The 17,673-nt window shown below is 38.5% G+C and carries 24 protein-coding genes and 1 pseudogene; all 25 read left to right on the top strand.

From position 1 onward, the window contains the following. The first annotated feature begins 85 nt into the window (after window positions 1–85). Window positions 86–751 carry an ABC transporter ATP-binding protein gene (locus EV212_RS13185; protein WP_132094401.1) on the top strand — a complete coding sequence of 222 codons (666 nt, stop codon included), beginning with the start codon at window positions 86–88 and terminating at the stop codon, window positions 749–751. A gap of 13 nt (window positions 752–764) precedes the next feature. Continuing rightward, window positions 765–3,344 (top strand): ABC transporter permease, encoded by a 2,580-nt coding sequence (locus EV212_RS13180; protein ID WP_132094399.1) that lies wholly within the window; start codon window positions 765–767, stop codon window positions 3,342–3,344. 196 nt (window positions 3,345–3,540) lie between these two features. Further along, a complete protein-coding gene (locus EV212_RS13175) occupies window positions 3,541–3,915 on the top strand; it encodes a GntR family transcriptional regulator (RefSeq protein WP_132094396.1) in 375 nt (124 codons plus the stop codon). Between the two features lies 1 nt (window position 3,916). Next, entirely contained in the window at window positions 3,917–4,795 is an 879-nt protein-coding gene (locus EV212_RS13170; protein ID WP_132094393.1) for an ABC transporter ATP-binding protein, read from the top strand. Beyond that, window positions 4,776–5,417: an ABC-2 transporter permease gene (locus tag EV212_RS13165; RefSeq protein ID WP_132094390.1), complete on the top strand. Its 642-nt coding sequence runs from the start codon at window positions 4,776–4,778 to the stop codon at window positions 5,415–5,417. The genes EV212_RS13170 and EV212_RS13165 overlap by 20 nt, the downstream gene beginning before the upstream one ends. Before the next feature lie 18 nt (window positions 5,418–5,435). Continuing rightward, window positions 5,436–5,819 carry a DUF3592 domain-containing protein gene (locus EV212_RS13160; protein WP_132094387.1) on the top strand — a complete coding sequence of 128 codons (384 nt, stop codon included), beginning with the start codon at window positions 5,436–5,438 and terminating at the stop codon, window positions 5,817–5,819. Between the two features lie 212 nt (window positions 5,820–6,031). Further along, window positions 6,032–6,454, top strand: coding sequence for a C-GCAxxG-C-C family protein (locus EV212_RS13155; protein WP_132094384.1), 423 nt, complete (start codon window positions 6,032–6,034; stop codon window positions 6,452–6,454). A 129-nt stretch (window positions 6,455–6,583) separates the two neighbouring features. After that, a complete protein-coding gene (locus tag EV212_RS13150; protein ID WP_132094381.1) occupies window positions 6,584–7,012 on the top strand; it encodes a hypothetical protein in 429 nt (142 codons plus the stop codon). 36 nt (window positions 7,013–7,048) lie between these two features. Continuing rightward, a pseudogene (locus EV212_RS13145) lies at window positions 7,049–7,333 on the top strand (DUF3795 domain-containing protein); the annotation flags it as partial. A 110-nt stretch (window positions 7,334–7,443) separates the two neighbouring features. After that, entirely contained in the window at window positions 7,444–7,707 is a 264-nt protein-coding gene (locus EV212_RS13140; protein ID WP_132094378.1) for a DUF3788 family protein, read from the top strand. Window positions 7,708–7,715: 8 nt separating this feature from the next. After that, window positions 7,716–7,916 carry a glyoxalase/bleomycin resistance/dioxygenase family protein gene (locus tag EV212_RS13135; protein WP_243115568.1) on the top strand — a complete coding sequence of 67 codons (201 nt, stop codon included), beginning with the start codon at window positions 7,716–7,718 and terminating at the stop codon, window positions 7,914–7,916. Window positions 7,917–8,004: 88 nt separating this feature from the next. Next, on the top strand, window positions 8,005–8,664 hold the full coding sequence (locus tag EV212_RS13130) for a nucleotidyltransferase domain-containing protein (RefSeq protein ID WP_132094375.1): 660 nt from the start codon (window positions 8,005–8,007) through the stop codon (window positions 8,662–8,664). Next, a complete protein-coding gene (locus EV212_RS13125; RefSeq protein ID WP_132094404.1) occupies window positions 8,661–9,422 on the top strand; it encodes an MBL fold metallo-hydrolase in 762 nt (253 codons plus the stop codon). The genes EV212_RS13130 and EV212_RS13125 overlap by 4 nt, the downstream gene beginning before the upstream one ends. A 423-nt stretch (window positions 9,423–9,845) precedes the next feature. Then, window positions 9,846–10,088 (top strand): multidrug transporter, encoded by a 243-nt coding sequence (locus tag EV212_RS13120; protein WP_243115567.1) that lies wholly within the window; start codon window positions 9,846–9,848, stop codon window positions 10,086–10,088. Between the two features lie 484 nt (window positions 10,089–10,572). Then, entirely contained in the window at window positions 10,573–11,040 is a 468-nt protein-coding gene (locus EV212_RS13115; RefSeq protein ID WP_132094369.1) for an ATP-binding protein, read from the top strand. A gap of 20 nt (window positions 11,041–11,060) precedes the next feature. Beyond that, window positions 11,061–12,065, top strand: coding sequence for an AAA family ATPase (locus EV212_RS13110; protein ID WP_207669131.1), 1,005 nt, complete (start codon window positions 11,061–11,063; stop codon window positions 12,063–12,065). A 385-nt stretch (window positions 12,066–12,450) separates the two neighbouring features. Beyond that, window positions 12,451–13,080, top strand: coding sequence for a CatB-related O-acetyltransferase (locus tag EV212_RS13105; RefSeq protein ID WP_132094363.1), 630 nt, complete (start codon window positions 12,451–12,453; stop codon window positions 13,078–13,080). Window positions 13,081–13,251: 171 nt separating this feature from the next. Then, a complete protein-coding gene (locus EV212_RS13100; RefSeq protein WP_021985835.1) occupies window positions 13,252–13,515 on the top strand; it encodes a CD3324 family protein in 264 nt (87 codons plus the stop codon). Between the two features lie 251 nt (window positions 13,516–13,766). Further along, the gene (locus EV212_RS13095; protein ID WP_243115566.1) at window positions 13,767–14,369 is read left to right on the top strand and encodes an alpha/beta hydrolase; all 603 of its coding nucleotides are present in this window, start codon (window positions 13,767–13,769) and stop codon (window positions 14,367–14,369) included. Between the two features lie 27 nt (window positions 14,370–14,396). Next, complete coding sequence (locus tag EV212_RS13525) at window positions 14,397–14,558, top strand: hypothetical protein (RefSeq protein WP_165873387.1); 162 nt, start codon at window positions 14,397–14,399, stop codon at window positions 14,556–14,558. 280 nt (window positions 14,559–14,838) lie between these two features. Further along, a complete protein-coding gene (locus EV212_RS13090) occupies window positions 14,839–15,255 on the top strand; it encodes a sigma-70 family RNA polymerase sigma factor (protein ID WP_132094357.1) in 417 nt (138 codons plus the stop codon). A gap of 4 nt (window positions 15,256–15,259) precedes the next feature. Next, window positions 15,260–15,496, top strand: coding sequence for a helix-turn-helix domain-containing protein (locus EV212_RS13085; RefSeq protein WP_132094354.1), 237 nt, complete (start codon window positions 15,260–15,262; stop codon window positions 15,494–15,496). Between the two features lie 65 nt (window positions 15,497–15,561). Then, entirely contained in the window at window positions 15,562–15,765 is a 204-nt protein-coding gene (locus EV212_RS13080; protein ID WP_132094351.1) for an excisionase, read from the top strand. Between the two features lie 78 nt (window positions 15,766–15,843). Then, window positions 15,844–17,061, top strand: a complete 1,218-nt coding sequence (locus EV212_RS13075) for a tyrosine-type recombinase/integrase (RefSeq protein WP_132094348.1) — start codon at window positions 15,844–15,846, stop codon at window positions 17,059–17,061. Window positions 17,062–17,218: 157 nt separating this feature from the next. Beyond that, window positions 17,219–17,673: low molecular weight protein-tyrosine-phosphatase (locus tag EV212_RS13070; protein ID WP_132094345.1), on the top strand; the 455-nt coding region annotated here is incomplete at its 3' end.

Here is a 17,673-nt window from a genome sequence, read left to right as displayed (position 1 = left end):
AGCAGATAAAATCAAGCATCTGGTGACATTTCTGTGAGAATTGGTCGTTACAATAGACCTATTAAAACGAAAGGATGGTATTCCCATGAATATCTTAGAAACGACTGATCTCAGAAAGTATTATGGAACCGAGCCGAATATCACAAAGGCGCTGGATGGTGTTTCCCTCTCCATTAAGGAAGGGGAATTTGTAGCCATTGTGGGAACTTCCGGCAGTGGTAAATCAACGCTGCTCAATATGATGGGCGGCTTGGATGTGCCAACTTCTGGCAGCGTCAAGGTCAAAGGAAAAGAATTGGCTGAGTTGGATGACGAGCAGCTAACCATTTTCCGCCGCCGTAATATCGGTTTTATCTTTCAGAATTACAATCTTGTCCCTGTCCTGAACGTCTATGAAAACATTGTCCTTCCTGTTGAATTAGATGGTGATACCGTAGACAAAGCCTTTATGGATGAAGTTGTTCGGATGTTGGTGCTGGGTGACAAACTCACAAATATGCCGGGGCATTTGTCCGGCGGTCAGCAGCAGCGTGTTGCGATTGCCCGCGCTCTTGTTTCCAAACCTGCCATTGTTCTGGCTGATGAGCCGACCGGCAACCTGGACAGCCGGACGAGCAGTGATGTTTTAGGTCTTTTGAAGGTAACGAGCAGCAAATTTCATCAGACTCTTATCATGATCACGCATAACAATGAAGTCGCCCAGCTTGCAGACCGCATTATCCGTATTGAGGATGGCAGGATTTCAGAGTAAGGGGGCGCAGATCATGAATGATATTCTATTTGGCAATAATAACCGCACTATCATCAGGAGGCTGTCAAACTGCTATTTCAAAGCAAGCAAGAGCAGAAATGTGATTGCAATGATTGCAATTATTCTGACTACTACACTGTTTACAACGATCTTTACCCTGGGTTCCGGGCTTCTGGATACGGTTCAGGATCAAAATATCAGGAAAGCCGGAGGAGATGGGCAGGCTGTTCTAAATTATATCAGCGATGATGTCTATAACGATATTCAGGGAAATGCCATGATTGATCGTATTGCTTATACGAAAGCTGTCTCCTATCGGCTGAAAAATCCGGGACTGGAAAAGTGGCGTTCTGACCTGTGGTACATGGATGATACGGCACTGGAGTTTGCGCGCTATGAACCGACAACAGGTCATAGGCCTGTAGCTGAAAATGAAATTATTGCAGATACAAGAACTCTGGATGCACTGGGGGTGCCGGCTCAGATTGGTACACCCATTACCCTGACCTACGATATGAAGGGCAATGAATATACGGAAGACTTTGTTTTATGCGGCTTTTGGGAAACAGACAGTTTGAGCAATATCGGGCGGTTCATTGTATCGAAAGCTTTTATTGACCGTCATGCAGATCTTCTGGTCTATACCTATCCGGTAGATAATGACTACTCCGGTATCGTATCGGCGTATATCATGTTCAAGGGCAGCGGTGACATTGACGCAAAGCTGAATCGGCTTCTTTCTGAAACAGGATATACCTGTGATTTGATGGGCGGAAGCCCCAAAGACGACAATTATATCATCGCACGTGTCAGCCCTGCTTATCAAGGCAGCAGTATTTTGAAAAATCCGTCCATGTTTATTTTCGGAGGTGTTGGTATCCTGCTGATTATCGTCACGGGGTATTTGATCATCTACAACATTTTTCAAATTTCTGTAATTCAGGATATTCAATCCTATGGACAGCTCAAGACGCTGGGGACTACCAAAAGACAGATTAAGAAACTGATTAACCGCCAGGCATTCACATTGTCTTTGATCAGTATTCCGATTGGCCTGCTGATCGGCTTTCTTGTAGGACGTGCGTTAGTGCCATTCTTAATGAATGGTACGATCTACACTGTCAACGCCGGAATTAAGGTAACGATAAATCCTGTTATTTTTATAGGTTCTGCTGCATTTGCTCTTTTCACGGTATTTGTTAGTGTGAGAAAACCAGCCAAAGTTGCCGGAACAGTATCGCCAATCGAGGCAATCCGATATACGGGAAACGATATGCCGGCATTCCGTATGAAAAAAGTGGTGGATAGGAAGTCTGCACATGGGGCAAAAATCCATCGTATGGCGCTGGCAAATCTGGGCCGAAACCGGAAACGTACCGTGCTTGTGATGATATCCATGACAGTAAGTCTTGTGCTGTTCAATACGGTATTTACATTATCCAGCGGTTTTGATATTGATAAGTATATTGCCAAATTTGTAAATACAGATTTCGTGATCTCTGCCGCAGACTATTTTCAATTCCGCTTTGAAACGAGCGAAAATGATCTTTCAGAGTCTTTTGTAGAAGCTGTCAGACAAAGCAGCAGTTTTGAAGATGGCGGCAGACTGTATACTTCCCGGATGCTTGAAGAATCATTTTCTGTTGAAAGTGAGGCCTTTGGAGGATATAACACAGACGAGGATGGGAATCCTCTTGTTGATCTGTACGGCGCTGATGATTTCCTGCTGAACAATATGGAAGTTGTAGAGGGGAGCATTGATTGGGAAGCTCTTAAAACCGGAAAGTATGTTCTGCTTGGTGTTGAATGCGATGATAATGGCAATATCATCGACAACCCGGCTGTCAATGCAGGCGATAGCATACGGTTCCATCATATCATAATGGATGGGCTTTCCGGTTCTGAAGATGGCGAATATGATTTCATGATTATGGCAAAAGTCCGCATAAATGAAAACACGGATACTACGCGCAGTACCGGAGCTGCCAGGTTTTATATGCCAACGGAGAACTATCTTCCGTTGTGCGATAATCCCCACCTGGTCAGTTTCCCATTCAATGTAAACGATGGTGCAGAAACGGAAATGGGCGAGTTTTTAAACAGCTATGTTGAGAATATTGAGCCGAACATGGATTTTGATTCCAAAGAAACCTATATCGATTCTTTCGATAACCTTACTTCTTTGATTGTCACGATTGGAGGGGCTTTGAGCATTATAATTGGCTTTATTGGGATTGCAAACTTTGTAAATTCTGTATTGACGAGCATGATTACCCGACGAAAAGAATTTGCTATGCTGCAAAGTATCGGCATGACAGGCAATCAATTAAGGCGCATGCTGTCATATGAGGGTTTCTATTATGCAATCGGCACAATGCTGGCATCCGTTGTTTTTGGCACCTTGTTCTCCATGATTGTTGTTCGGGGTATTACAAACGGGATATGGTTCTTTACCTACCGCTTTGTTGTGTGGCCTGTGTTGATCGTGTATCCATTTTTAATTGCGCTGACGGTTGCTATTCCCGCTGTTCTCTATAAGCAGATCACAAAGACCAGTATTATTGAACGGCTGAATGAAAGAACCCGGATATGACCCGGACGGGTTATCGGAAGAGGATATAAGTTTGCGGGATAAGGTGATCCCCTGAAACAGTAAAAAGAACTGTTTCGGGGGATTTTATCGTATATACTAAGCTGCTTGGATACATAGAATTCTATTGACAATCTTGTGCTTATAGTGTATGGCGTGTATATAATAACATCACATTAAGGGGGAGGGATAAAATTTTGTGAAGATACTGATATCAAACATTTCCGGCAGTCCACTTTACCAGCAAATCAAAGACCAGATCAAAGATGCGATTCTGAAAGAAGAATTGGTTGAGGGCGATTCGCTTCCATCTATTCGCGCTTTTGCCAACGACCTGAAGGTTAGCGTGTTGACGATACGGCGGGTTTATGACGAACTGGAGCAAGAAGGATTTGTCACAAGTCAAGTGGGCAAAGGTACCTTTGTGTCAACGAGCAATATCGATTTGCTGCGGGATTCCAAACGCCGCCTTGTGGAACAGAAAATGCAGGATATGATACAGACTGCAAAATCGCTTAACATTAGCAAAGAGGAACTAAATGCCATGATGGACATTTTATATGAGGAGGATTGAAATGGATTCGATTTTGAATGTTTCAGGTTTGAATAAATCGTATGGTGATTTTTCTTTAAGAGATGTCACTTTTTCCCTTCCAGAAGGGTGCATTACGGGATTTATTGGCATTAATGGCGCGGGAAAGACAACAACATTACGAACAATATTAGGACTTACAAGCCGGGAATCCGGCCACATTCAGTTTTTTGGTATGGATATGGAAAAGGATGAACAGCAAATCAAGGACCGTATCGGTATTGTTTTAGATGATGGGTGTTTTTATGATGAATTGAGCCTGAATGAAATGAAAAATGTGATTGCTCCGGCTTATACATCGTGGTGTGAACAGGATTTCAAAAACTATTTGGAGCAATTTTCTCTAAATCCAAAGCAAAAAATTAACACCCTTTCCAAAGGCATGAAAATGAAATATGCTTTGGCATTAGCCCTTTCACACAAAGCAGAACTGCTGATAATGGACGAACCGACCAGCGGCCTCGATCCCATGATTCGCAGCCAGCTTTTAAAGATCCTAACTGACTATATGGGCAATGGCGGTAAAGGTGTATTCTTTTCTACCCATATTACATCTGATTTGGATAAGATTGCAGATATGCTTATCATGATTGACAATGGGCGCATCGTGTTTCAGGAGGAAAAAGATTCTCTGCTGGATAGTTACCGCATTGTGAAGGGGGATATACGGAGTCTTAATACAGATACCCGCAAACTTTTTGTCAGCATTTCTGAAACAACATTTGGTTTCACTGGAATTACGAAACAAATTACAGAAGTACAAAAATGTATTCCAGACATAATGATAGAACGTCCTACGATTGAGGACATTATGCTGGGCAGCATCGAAGGAGGGAAAAAAGATGTTATTCCATTTGGTTAAAAAGGATTTCCTAATCGTGAAAAAGTATGTTTTGCTCATGTTTGTGGTTTGTGTTATCATACCGCCTTTTATGGTATGGCGTGTTTCTGAATACGCCGGGCCTATGAGCTTTGTCTTGTCTGCTATTTTTGCAATTTTTATGCTTTTGCAGTATGTTTCCCTGAAAGAATACCAATACCCGAAAGCATCCACCCTGCTATGCGCTATGCCATATCCCCGCAAGTTGTTTGTTTTGTCCAAATACGTCTTTTGTCTGGTGATTTATGCTGTTTGCTGTGTGATTTTCTGGATAGAAACTTGTATCTTTGCGGAACTGGGAGATTTTCATTTTGAGATGCCGATACTCATGTTTCTTGTGCTTGCGATCTTTCTTGGTGTTTATCTTCCTGTACAGTACAAACTGGGATATGAAAAAACAAAATTTGCCTTTGTGGCTATCATTATGACCTCTCCCTTTGTTTTTCCACAACTGCTTAAAATGGAGGACGGTGTAAATCTGGATTTTCTCAACGCATTGCCTCCTGCGCTTTTATATGGCGGAATTATCCTGATCGGTCTTATGATACTGATTGCATCGGCCGGCGTATCTGTGGAATTTTATAAGGGAACAGATTTGGAATAAGACTGGAGGCGAAATAAATTGACTGGCGATATTATTTTTCTTTATCTTATTGCAGTGGTTTCCCTTGCGTTCGCCATTTTTAACGGTATCTGTTTTTTGATAAAACGTAATAGGACGGCTCAGACGGTAGGAACGATTATCTCTATTACATCACCAAATCCAGAGACAGAGAAAGCGCGCAATTCAAAATGGGCGAAAGTCAGCTATAAGGTAGACGGAAGAAACGTTACTTCCAAAAATCGTGTGCAGGTTCCTATGACGGCAGAAATCGGGAGCTCGGTTACAATACGCTATGACATTGAACAACCGGATAAGCTGTATAGTTTTTCACTGTTGAGAATTTTGGCTGCACTGTGTATCACTGTTATATGTATCATTGCAGCAGTGTTTAATTTGATATAGAAGGGGGGAGATATGATGCATTTTCCACAATGGTTTGTTTTCATCTGCATTTTGCTTCCGGTAGGTAATGCCATTTACAAAGCGTGGAAAAATAATCGCAAGAAATAAATGGGCAATTTACTGAAACAAAAAATTCAGGCATTTAGGTAGAAATGAAGTTAAGGTACTTAATGACTGGTGTTGAGTGTCAAAAATTTTGAAGGAGTATGGATATGGATTTTATACAAGAAAGAGTACATGAATTATATTGGAAAGAGGATGTAAATTGTGCAAGAGCAATATTGATATGCTTGGGAGAATTATTTGATGTAAGACTTGATTCTCAAACGTTGAGTTCTGCGATTGGATTGCACGGCGCAGGTGGATTTCGGGCACAGTGTGGACTGGTTGAAGGGGGACTGATGTTTCTGGGTATTTATTTTAGTCAGCTTGGCAAAAATGAAGAAACAATTATTTCTTTATGTTATGATTATGCAGAGGCATTCAATCAAAAATTCAAATCGTTAAGATGCTATGATTTACGTCCGAATGGTTTTACACCGAATGATCCTCCGCATTTGTGTGAGAAATTAACTTGTGAGGCTGTAGCCTTTGCTTATGAATTTATTAAAATTCATAAGCAATTACAGAAGTAGAATGCAGGTGGAGTATGGCGGGGGAGATTATGAAATAGAAGTGCGGTATGCGAAATAGGTAGGGAAATTTTTTATTATATGATAGAATGAAGAACAATGACAGATTTGGATTTAACGGAGAGAAGTATCATGGATATTATTGAAAAATTACAAGATAAGAATAACACTGCTGCTTATAGATTTCTGTTGGAACTTGAAGCTGCGTCTGCGAAATCAGATGAGTTGTATAGCTATTTTGAGAAATACCTGGAACTGCTTTCTCATAGAAGTTCATTTGTGCGTGTAAGAGGTTTCCGTATGTGCTGCGCACAAGCACAGTGGGATTCAAAAAATAAACTGGAACATCATATAGATGAACTGCTTACAATATTAGATGATGACAAGCCTACCGCAGTAAGGCAATGCTTATCTGCGCTTCATACCGCAATTCTTTATAAACCTGATTTATGCGGAAGAATAGAAGAAAAACTAAGGACATTGAATCTGGACAAATATAAGGAAAGTATGCGTCCACTTATTGAAAACGATATGGAAGAATTGAGAAAAACATTTGTGTGAGTTGGACTTCCCCGGAATGAATTGGAGGTACAGCGTATGAAAGGGTTTCATAGAGAAAATCAGTTATTTTCCCTTTGTGGTTTGAATTGCGGCTTGTGTCCTATGCACTTGAATAAATATTGTCCCGGCTGCGGTGGTGGAGAGGGAAATCAATCCTGTAAAATTGCAAAGTGTAGTTTAGAGCATGATGGGGTGGAATATTGTTTTCAGTATAGTGAGTACCCTTGTGAGAAGTATAAGCATATAGATGATTTTGACTCATTTATTACTCACCGAAACCGAAAAGCTGATCTGAAAAAAGCAAAAGAATATCGAATTAAAGCTCCGTAAGAAAAAATAATTTCAAGAGAATATCTTTCTGAATTAAGGGGAAGTCATGGGAAAAGTAGTGGTCGGTTGAACGAATAGAATTTCAAGGGAGGTTTTTTATTATGCTTGATAAAATACCGAGCACAGAAGAGTTGGCGGCGTTAGTCGGGTCATCATTATATGACGTGTGGCAGAAAATATGTATCATGATAGATGAAAAATACGATATGGACTGTATTTGGAATAAAGGCGGCAAAGCATGGACGTATGAATATAAGTATTGCAGAGGTGGTAAAACACTTTGTGCGTTATATGCGAGACAAAACTGCATTGGGTTTATGATTATCTTTGGAAAAGCTGAAAGAGAGAAAATCGCAGAACTTTAGATGGATTGGTGAAAATCATTTACCAAAGTGTGTTGACAAAACCTAATAATATGGAATTGTGCTTTGAGGAAGAGGACTTTGACGGATTCTTAAATAAGCTGAAAAAATATCCGGGCATTGAGTGTTTGGGGGAAGTGATTGAGTATAGCTGGGGACAGCGCGTGTATAAAGAACATCGATATGATTTTAATAGGGTGGACATGAAGTGAATAAGTGTGCCCCTGAAGCTATTGCAGTTATACCGAATAGGTAGTTAGTATAAGTAGTGGATACCAGAAGAAAGGATTAAATTGATTTATGATTGATATAAAAGCTTGGGTGAATACATTTGAGAAAAGAGTGGAACAGACCTTTGCCGACCGTGTGTGGTTTATTGGACTGCAGGGCAGCTACGGTCGTGGCGAGGCGACCGATACCAGCGATATCGATATAGTCGTGATACTGGATGAATTGCGGATAAACGATCTGAAAGTTTACCGTGACATGCTTGATACAATGCCGCACAGAGAGCTTGTCTGCGGCTTTGTTTCGGGAAAAGAGGAGCTTTTGAATTGGGAGACTTCCGATCTGTTTCAATTTTATTATGACACTACGCCTATAAAAGGCTCTCTTGATCTGCTTCTTGAAAGGATAGACAAACAAGATGTCAAACGGGCAATACGAATAGGCGCGTGTAACATCTATCATGCTTGTGTGCATAACTTCGTCCATGAGAAAAGCAATGATATTCTGTGCTCGCTTTTTAAACAGGCGGTCTTTGTGATACAGGCGGTTTACTTTTATGAGACAGAAAAATATATCAAATCGAAGGTCGAGCTGCGAAAGGCAATCAATCCGCCGTCGGCTGTTCTTGAGACGGAACGCGGATTAAAAAACGGGGGCAGTGTGAGGTTTGAGGAAATGTCAACACTGCTGCTGAATTGGGCGAAGGCCGTGATTGTGGGGTACAAAGAATGAGCGGCTGGTTTACCATAGACAAAATAGACGGTGATACTTACATTATCAGTGAATACCGCCACTGGGAGGAAACGCACTGTTATCTGCTGAACGGCAGTGAGCGCAGCCTGCTGATCGATACGGGTTTAGGAATATGCAATATTTTCGACGAGGTTATAAAACTGACAGATAAACCTGTCACTGCGGCTGCAACCCATATTCATTGGGATCATATTGGGGGACATAAATATTTTCCTGATTTTTATGCGCATGGAGAAGAATTAGAATGGCTTACGGGAAAATTCCCATTGTCAATAGAAACCGTTAAAAACATGGTGGTTGATCGCTGTGAGCTGCCTGAAAATTATGATATTGATACCTATACCATTTTTCAGGGAATGCCAACAAGAGTTTTGAAGGATAAAGATGAGATTGATATAGGAGGACGAACCATTGAGGTTTTACATACTCCCGGACATTCACCAGGACACATGTGTTTTTGGGAGAGAGAAAGAGGATATCTTTTTACGGGGGATCTGGTCTATAAAGATACACTATTGGCCTATTATCCTTCCACTGATCCGGAGGCCTATCTTGACTCACTTGAAAAGGTTGCAGAGCTTCCTGTGAAAAGAGTATTTCCCGCGCACCATTCCCTTGACATCCAGCCGGAAATTTTAGAAAGGATGTCAGATGCATTCAAAAACTTAAAGAAGAGCGGAAAACTTCATCATGGCAGCGGTACGTTTCATTATGGAGATTGGGCGATTTGGCTGTAGAGGCTTTGAAAATATGAAAAGCAATGGGGCTGCCAGATTTAATATATGGAAATGAAAGGGAGGATGGCTTTTGTTATCTATGGAGACAAATGATCTGCTGCTTAAAAAAGCAGAGTTTGAAGACTGGAAGGAGATGTACCGAAACGTCTGGTCAGAATCGGAGACCGCAAAGTTTATGGCCTGACGTATAACAACGAGCGTAGAGGATGCAAAAGTCCGGATGCAGAAAACAATAAATTATCAGAAAACACATGATACATATCTGGTTTATGATAAAAAAGCGGTGAGGCAATTGGATTTGCAGGAGTTGAGAAAATCCGGCCGCATATTTATCAGGATACCTGTATCACACTTGGTCCTGAATATGCAGGCCGGGGATACGGAAAGCAGAGAATCATGTTATTTTACCGGGAGGGTTCTATTGTGCAGGAACAAAGATTTACAAAAATGGACTGGACGCTTTTCGGAGATAAGATTGCAGGCTGGCAGGAAAATTATATGGATAGGCTGAATAAAGAATATATAGAACTGTTAAGCAGTGATGCCGCTCCATCGGACAAGTTCTGGGCGCTGGACAAGAGAATAAAAGAAGACAAGAGGAAGAAAGGTGTTTGTATACAAATGAGCCGGTCTGAACTTATTTATAATATTGTTGAATGCGTATAGTACGAGAAATTTCAGCTATAGCGACATGCAAAATATTTATGAGCAGTTTCATTTATTGCTTAATCAGGGGATTATAGCACCTGGAGCTATAGGGATGGCCCTAATTTATCAAGCTTAAACTATACCCTATAAAATGGACACAAGCAGAAGGGAAGAAATCCCTAAATGCGGACAGTAAAAAAGGGGACTTCTTTCAGTAGATGAGTTGTAAAAACGCCGAAAAATCAAGGAAAAACCTATAACCAAAGGAGTTTAAATATATGATAAAAGTATTATTTATCTGCCACGGCAGGACATGCTGATTGGATGAAATTTCTTTAGTTTAGGTGAGGTCTTAGATGGAGCAAATGAATTTTGCAGCACGTTTACAACTTTTGAAAGATGTTCCGATGTGATAATATAATTAATAGTATATGAAAATATAAAGCACATTGATTATAAATTCTATATAAAAGAATACAATTTCAAGGGGAGAAGATTAGAAATGGGAATAAATGTTAAGATTCATAATGTAAAAAATATAGATGATTTTGAATTTGAAATACCTACTGAAAAAGGATTATATGCATTAACTGGTGAGAATGGATCAGGGAAGAGTACAGTGATATCCTGTGCAGCGGCATCTTTTTATGTGCCTTCTTTTTATGACTATTTTGGTAATCCTAGAGAAGGAGCATATATAAATTTTTCTTTTGATGGAAAAAATCGAAGTGTTAAGGAAGTAAATGGAAAGTGGAAAGCACCATCCAAAAGAAGTTTTCTTGGAATAACGGGTTTTTATGAAGGCAGTATAGTTTTTGGTAACCGATTTAAAGATATAGATTATTCGTTATTGGGAAAGTTGGCATTAATTGATAAAAATCAGCTCGAGGAGGCTTCTGATTTTGTGAAAAAAGTCTTGGTAATATTCTTCATGACGATGAAGAGTATTATCAAAATTTATATGTGTTGAGATATGATGTTGCAAAAAATATGGGATTACAAAGACTTCCTTACTATTATGAAAATAAAGGTGCTTTAATAAGTCAATTGAATATGTCTACAGGTGAAAATTTATTATTGACTATCCTCAATTCTCTTGAAAAACGATTAAAGAAGGATGTGTATGGAGAAACACCTGCATTTATGTTTTTAGATGAAATTGAATTAGCATTACATTCTTCAGCACTTAGAAGATTAGTTTTCTTTTTAAGAGAGATTGCAGAAAAAAATAATACTGTTGTCCTTTTTTCTACTCATTCTATAGAATTGATTAGAAGTATTCCGGCTGAGAATATTTATTATTTGCAACGTCATGTTGATGGAAGTATTGAAGTTATTAATCCGTGCTATCCAGTATATGCGACAAGAAATCTTGAATCGTCAAATTATGGTCATGATTATATAATTATGGTTGAAGATGAATTGGCTAGAGCTATCGTAGAGAGAATATTACGACAAAAACGATTGCTTTCGAATAAAAGAGTATTAGTTATTGCTGTTGGAGGATGGACAGAGGTGTTACGTTTTGCTTATGATACCATACGTTCAAATTTAGCCTTGAGTACTACAAAAATCCTTATTGTATTGGATAGAGATATTAGAGAAAGCGTATCAGGATTTTTGAAAAAAGAGCGAATGGGTTTTTCAAATGCCCCCAATTATTTACCTATTAAAAGTCTTGAAAAATATTTGCTGGATAAATTAATTCAAAATGTAGATGCGGTTTTGTTTAGGGAATTAAATGATTATCTTTTTCAAGGGAAATCACTTGATATAATAATAAAAGAATATGATATAAAGGTTAAGAATGGTATTTACACTGATATTGAAAAAATCAATAACGGTAAGATGTTATATAATGAATTGAAACATGAATTACACCAAATAAGAAAGAGTGATGATGATTTAGTGTCAATAATTGTAGATTACCTTTTTGATGCAAATAATAAAGAAATTGAAGAATTAACAACATTTTTTGAGTCAAAGCTAAAATAGAAAAGTAAGCTTTTATGAACGGTGAAAGATGTCGATAAACAGGTAGTCCGCCCTGCGGCGTGCGGAGCGTAAGTCGCTGGATCGGACTAGCCTGTGTTGGATTGGCGTACGCCAATCCAACTTGTAACCCCAGTTATCTAACAGTGGGGTACAAATACAATAGGAAACAGTATCAAAAAGTCTCGAAACACTGATTATACAAGGCTTTGAACTACTTAATGAGGTGTGTGATATTTTGAAGAAATGTCACATGGTTATTGTTTTCCAATCGAACAGCGTATATAATTGTCCTTAAACTAAAAGAGAGGTGGTTTCGGTGAAACTCTGCATTGCATTATCTGGAATAGTTAAATAGACATTATTCACATTAACAGGAGGATTTTAAATGACTATTCCAGTGAAACAGATTTATCCCCGTACAGGCGATAAAGAAACAATTTATTTGAAACATGTAATCACGAATCCCAATATAACGGTTGGAGATTTTACAATGTACAATGATTTTGTAAATGACCCGACGTTATTTGAGAAAAACAATGTATTATATCACTATCCGATAAACGATGATAAATTGCAGATTGGAAAATTCTGTTCCATTGCCTGTGGATCAAAATTTCTTTTTAACAGTGCCAATCACACACTATCTTCATTATCCACTTATCCATTTCCATTATTTTTTGAGGAATGGGAATTAGAGAAAAAAGACGTAACGAAGGCGTGGGATAATAAAGGCGATATTATCATTGGAAATGACGTTTGGATTGGTTATGAAGCTGTTGTTTTAGCTGGTGTCACGATTGGAGACGGAGCAATCGTTGGAACTCGTGCAGTTGTCACAAAAGATGTTCCGCCATATACGATTGTTGGCGGTGTTCCGGCAAAACCAATAAAGAAACGATTTTCAGAAGAAACCATTTCTGCACTCTTGGAGATTCAATGGTGGAACTGGTCTGAGAAAAGAATCGCAAGAAATATTGGTGCTATACAAAGTGGAAATATTGAACAGTTAAAATGATCAATGTAAATGTAGTTGGGATGGTGATACGATGTGTATGAATAAAAAAAGAAAAAACGATGTTTCACTCCATGCAAAGTCAGTAAATACTAACGCCATTTGCATGGAGTAGTAAGGCGTTATATGCTGGCTTTGCTATTTGACGATGAAAAGTTAAAGGAGTGAGCCTGCATGAAATATATCAAAGCAGATTCGGTGCTCCCCATTGCTTTAGTTGAAGAATTGCAAAGTTATATACAAGGCGGATATATTTATGTTCCCTCAAGAAAAGACAGCAAAAAGAAATGGGGCGAATTAAGCGGTTGTAGATATGAGATTGAGCAGAGAAACAGAAAAATAAGAAAAGATTATCAGCAAGGGAAAAGCGTTGATGAATTAGCTGATATCTATTATCTTTCTGTTCATTCAATCAGAAAAATCATATATGAGAAATAATTTCCGAGAGGTCGTAGTTTTGCGGCCTCTCTTTTGTGTTTTCGTGTATCTAAAAGGAAGTCACGGTGAAAATTTTTATAGGTAAAAAACACTTCTGTAAATGACAGTATATTGAGAATGCCATTTTCTGGTGATACGATGTAATCGGTGATGAATGAAAGATGAAAACAACAAAATTTTATATCGGGAAGATTCCGGTCATTATCTGGGGAGCGAAATCTGACAAGGTATACATTTATGTTCACGGAAAAATGTCTGATAAGGAGTCTGCTGAAACTTTTGCTCAGATAGCAGAAAATAAAGGCTATCAGACAATCAGTTTTGACTTACCGGAACATGGAGAAAGAAAAGATGAAAATTATAGGTGTGATATTTGGAATGGCATTTCTGACCTTCATCAAATAAGTGCCTATACGTTTGCTAATTGGAAATCGGTATCTTTGTTTGCATGTAGTTTGGGTGCATATTTCAGTTTGCAGGCATATAAAGATATTACTTTTGAAAAGTGCTTTTTCCTGTCTCCGATCGTAAATATGGAATATCTCATCAAAAATATGTTCCTGTGGTTTCATATCACGGAAGAAATGCTTTATACCAAAAAAGAAATTCCAACACCGATTGATACTCTGTCTTGGGATTATTACCAGTATGTAAAGAAAAATCCCGTAACAAGATGGAATAATCCAACCTATATACTTTATGGATGTAAAGACAATTTGCAATCTTTACAGATCATAGAAAATTTTGCAAAGTCCAATTCTGTATCATTGACTATATCAAAATATAGTGAACATTCATTTATGGGAAATGGAGATGATGAGGTGATAAAAAGTTGGATATGTGATAATCTGTAAAATCAATACAACTCAACTCTATTGCTGTTGGCAATAAACAAAAAAACCGTTGCCGACAGTATCTTTTTTGAATACGATAAATTTGGACGACGGTTGAAAGGCTGTCGTTTTTCTTTTCCTAATTCTATGAATAATACAGGTTTTATTTTGGCGGCTCTTGGAGGTGGCCGCTTTGATAAAGCATTGTAAAACACAATTCTTAATAAATCCGTTATTGTCAAAAAAATATATATTTATTCAATAACATTTTACACCCTTGAATGTGGTTTTTTACATCATATAACAGGAACTATCAAAAAAGCACAGGATCAGCATTTATTAGTTGTTCCTGTGCTTTTTTGCTGTCTCAAAATTTCTTTAAACAATTTTACAGACAGGGTAACAAATCTCATCTCTGTGGTGAGTGTTAGAGCGAAAAGAGGTAAGAATCTTCACGCTTTAACAATTTTCACAGGAAGGAGGTGAGATTATGTCCCCTTCTTCATTTAAAAAAGCAATAAGATTACAGTTTGATTGTCTTATCCGTAAAGTCATAGATAGGACGGTTAAGAATTATTACAGAGAACTCGGAAGACGTGCAAAGCATGAAGTTCCGTTTTGTGATGTGACAGAAGCAGATTTAAACCCTGTAGCTACCATAGATGAATATTCCATGGGATATACAGTGTTTCCTGTATACGGAACGGAAGTCCGTGTTTTTGATGAGCATTTGTGTGAAGCAATCAAGGCATTGAGCGAAAGGCAGAGAAACATTGTTCTAATGTCCTATTTCCTCGAAATGTCAGATATAGAAATCGGTGAGATTATTGGTATTTCAAGATGTTCTGTTTATCGAAGCAGAATGAGAGCTTTAAATATTATCAGAGAAAAATATACGGAGGATTAGCAAAATGGAACGTATACAAAAATGTCCACGATTTTCAATTATCTGTTCAGCAGTAGACGGTGATGAGATAGCGATGGAAAAGATTTTAAATCATTATAATGCATACATATCAAAGGCGTGTTTACGTCCTTGTTATGATGAATATGGAAATATGCGGATTGTGGTTGATATGGATTTAAAAGGCAGGGTACGAACTGCCATAATAAAAGCCATTTTAAATTTTGAGTTAGAAATAAAGTGAGGATTTATGAGTGCAATTCTATCTCTTTTCTAAAAATCAAAGAAAGGGGAGGTGGTGCTTTACATATGAAAAATGTGGATATTCCTGTATGGGAAAAATACACATTAACGATTGAAGAAGCGTCAGTGTATTTTCGTATCGGAGAAAAGAAACTCCGTAGACTGGCTGATGAACATAGAAACGCCAGTTGGTTGATTACAAACGGGAATCGGATTCAGATTAAACGAAAGCAATTCGAGAAAATCATAGACGAGTTGGAGGAAATCTGATGTGGCGATTATGCCCCGATTATGATATACTCATTTTGTCATATCGGGGCTCTTTCAAGATACGAAAGGAGCGATTTGATGAGTGCGAAAAGACGTGATAATAGAAATCGTATTTTACGCAATGGAGAGAGCCAACGAAAAGATGGGCGTTATATGTATAAGTATATTGATAATGCAGGAAATGTAAAATATGTGTATAGCTGGAAGCTAGTCAAGACCGATACAGTTCCGCAAGGTGCAAAAAACGATGTTTCACTCCGAGATAAGGAAAAGCAGATACATAAGGATTTGGAAGATGATATTGTTTCTCTTGGCGGTGGAATGACAGTTTTGGAACTTGTGAAAAAGTACATTTCACAGAAAACGGGTGTAAGGCACAATACAGAAGCCAATTACAACTTTGTAATCAACATTATCAAGAAAGAAGCATTTGGAAACAAACGAATTGACAAAGTAAAATTATCAGACGCAAAAGGTTGGCTGATAAAGTTGCAAGCAGACGGAAGAGGTTACAGTACCATACATACTGTAAGAGGTGTGGTAAGACCTGCGTTTCAGATGGCAGTTGATGATGATTTGATTCGCAAGAATCCATTTGAATTTCAGCTTGCGACAGTGGTTGTCAATGACAGTGTAACCAGAGAAGCTATTACAAGAAAACAACAAAGAGCATTCTTGGAGTTTATCAAAGCGGATAAGCACTTTAACCGTTACTATGAAGGAATTTATATCCTTTTTCATACAGGACTTCGTATATCGGAGTTTGTAGGCTTGACCGTGTCTGATATTGATTTGGAAAATGGAAAAATCAATATTAATCATCAGTTACAACGAAAGAGGGATATGGAATACATCATAGAAGCCACAAAAACTGACAGTGGCACAAGAATGGTTCCTATGACTGAGGAAGTTCAAGAATGTTTTCGCTTTATCATTACTAACAGAAAGAAACCTAAGAAAGAACCTGTTATTTATGATAAGAACAGAGTTTCTTATAAGGGATTCCTGTATCTTGATAAAAATGATATGCCAATGGTTGCTCTTCATTGGGAAAAGTATTTCCAGCATATATGCGAAAAGTACAACAAGATTTACAAGGAAGAACTACCAAAGATTACACCTCATATATGCAGGCATACCTTTTGTTCCAACATGGCGAAATCGGGAATGAATCCAAAAACACTGCAGAAAATAATGGGACATTCCGATATTGGAGTAACACTGAATACTTATACGCATTTGGATTTTGAGGATATTCAAAAAGAAATGAAACAGGTATGTGATAGCGAGTTGTAAAGTTGTATATGACACATAGTTTTACAACTAATTTTACAACTTTTGGGCGAAAACTTATGCCAAATTATACTGAGATATTCCAGTAACAAAGAAAATGAAATGTTGTAAAAACGTCGAAAAATCAAGGAAAAACCTATAATCAAAGGAGTTTAAATATATGATAAAAGTATTATTCATCTGCCACGGCAATATTTGCAGATCGCCGATGGCGGAGTTTGTTTTTAAAGATATGGTGGAAAAGGCCGGTTTAAGTTCTTCTTTTGAGATCGCATCGGCGGCGACGAGCCGGGAGGAAATCGGAAATCCGGTCCATCCGGGAACCCGAAGGATTTTGGAACCGTTAGGTATCAGTTGCCGTGGGAAACATGCGGTACAGGTGACAAAAAAGGATTATGCTTATTACGATTATCTGATTGGCATGGACAGTTGGAATATACGGAACATGCTGCGGATTTTCGGCAGTGATCCGGAGCAGAAGGTTCACAAGCTGCTTGAATTTGCGGGCCGTCCGGAGGATGTGGCGGATCCCTGGTATACGGGGAATTTTGATGTGACCTATCAGGATGTCTGCGAAGGCTGCAAAGGGCTTCTTGAATATATTCGCAAAAATCA

This window comes from Frisingicoccus caecimuris, assembly GCF_004340975.1.
Taxonomy (GTDB): Bacteria; Bacillota; Clostridia; order Lachnospirales; family Lachnospiraceae; genus Frisingicoccus; species Frisingicoccus caecimuris.
The sequence above is the reverse complement of the archived record's forward strand: the minus strand, read 5'-3'. Positions and strand labels throughout refer to the sequence as shown.

Coding starts and splice junctions, on each gene's coding strand:
- EV212_RS13140 (WP_132094378.1), top strand. CDS start 7,444: ATGCTTGATAAAATACCGAGCACAGAAGAGTTGGCGGCGTTAGTCGGG.
- EV212_RS13100 (WP_021985835.1), top strand. CDS start 13,252: ATGAAATATATCAAAGCAGATTCGGTGCTCCCCATTGCTTTAGTTGAA.
- EV212_RS13130 (WP_132094375.1), top strand. CDS start 8,005: ATGATTGATATAAAAGCTTGGGTGAATACATTTGAGAAAAGAGTGGAA.
- EV212_RS13085 (WP_132094354.1), top strand. CDS start 15,260: ATGGAACGTATACAAAAATGTCCACGATTTTCAATTATCTGTTCAGCA.
- EV212_RS13095 (WP_243115566.1), top strand. CDS start 13,767: ATGTCTGATAAGGAGTCTGCTGAAACTTTTGCTCAGATAGCAGAAAAT.
- EV212_RS13105 (WP_132094363.1), top strand. CDS start 12,451: ATGACTATTCCAGTGAAACAGATTTATCCCCGTACAGGCGATAAAGAA.
- EV212_RS13180 (WP_132094399.1), top strand. CDS start 765: ATGAATGATATTCTATTTGGCAATAATAACCGCACTATCATCAGGAGG.
- EV212_RS13155 (WP_132094384.1), top strand. CDS start 6,032: ATGGATTTTATACAAGAAAGAGTACATGAATTATATTGGAAAGAGGAT.
- EV212_RS13115 (WP_132094369.1), top strand. CDS start 10,573: ATGGGAATAAATGTTAAGATTCATAATGTAAAAAATATAGATGATTTT.
- EV212_RS13150 (WP_132094381.1), top strand. CDS start 6,584: ATGGATATTATTGAAAAATTACAAGATAAGAATAACACTGCTGCTTAT.
- EV212_RS13185 (WP_132094401.1), top strand. CDS start 86: ATGAATATCTTAGAAACGACTGATCTCAGAAAGTATTATGGAACCGAG.
- EV212_RS13075 (WP_132094348.1), top strand. CDS start 15,844: ATGAGTGCGAAAAGACGTGATAATAGAAATCGTATTTTACGCAATGGA.
- EV212_RS13170 (WP_132094393.1), top strand. CDS start 3,917: ATGGATTCGATTTTGAATGTTTCAGGTTTGAATAAATCGTATGGTGAT.
- EV212_RS13125 (WP_132094404.1), top strand. CDS start 8,661: ATGAGCGGCTGGTTTACCATAGACAAAATAGACGGTGATACTTACATT.
- EV212_RS13090 (WP_132094357.1), top strand. CDS start 14,839: ATGTCCCCTTCTTCATTTAAAAAAGCAATAAGATTACAGTTTGATTGT.
- EV212_RS13165 (WP_132094390.1), top strand. CDS start 4,776: ATGTTATTCCATTTGGTTAAAAAGGATTTCCTAATCGTGAAAAAGTAT.
- EV212_RS13080 (WP_132094351.1), top strand. CDS start 15,562: ATGAAAAATGTGGATATTCCTGTATGGGAAAAATACACATTAACGATT.
- EV212_RS13110 (WP_207669131.1), top strand. CDS start 11,061: ATGGGATTACAAAGACTTCCTTACTATTATGAAAATAAAGGTGCTTTA.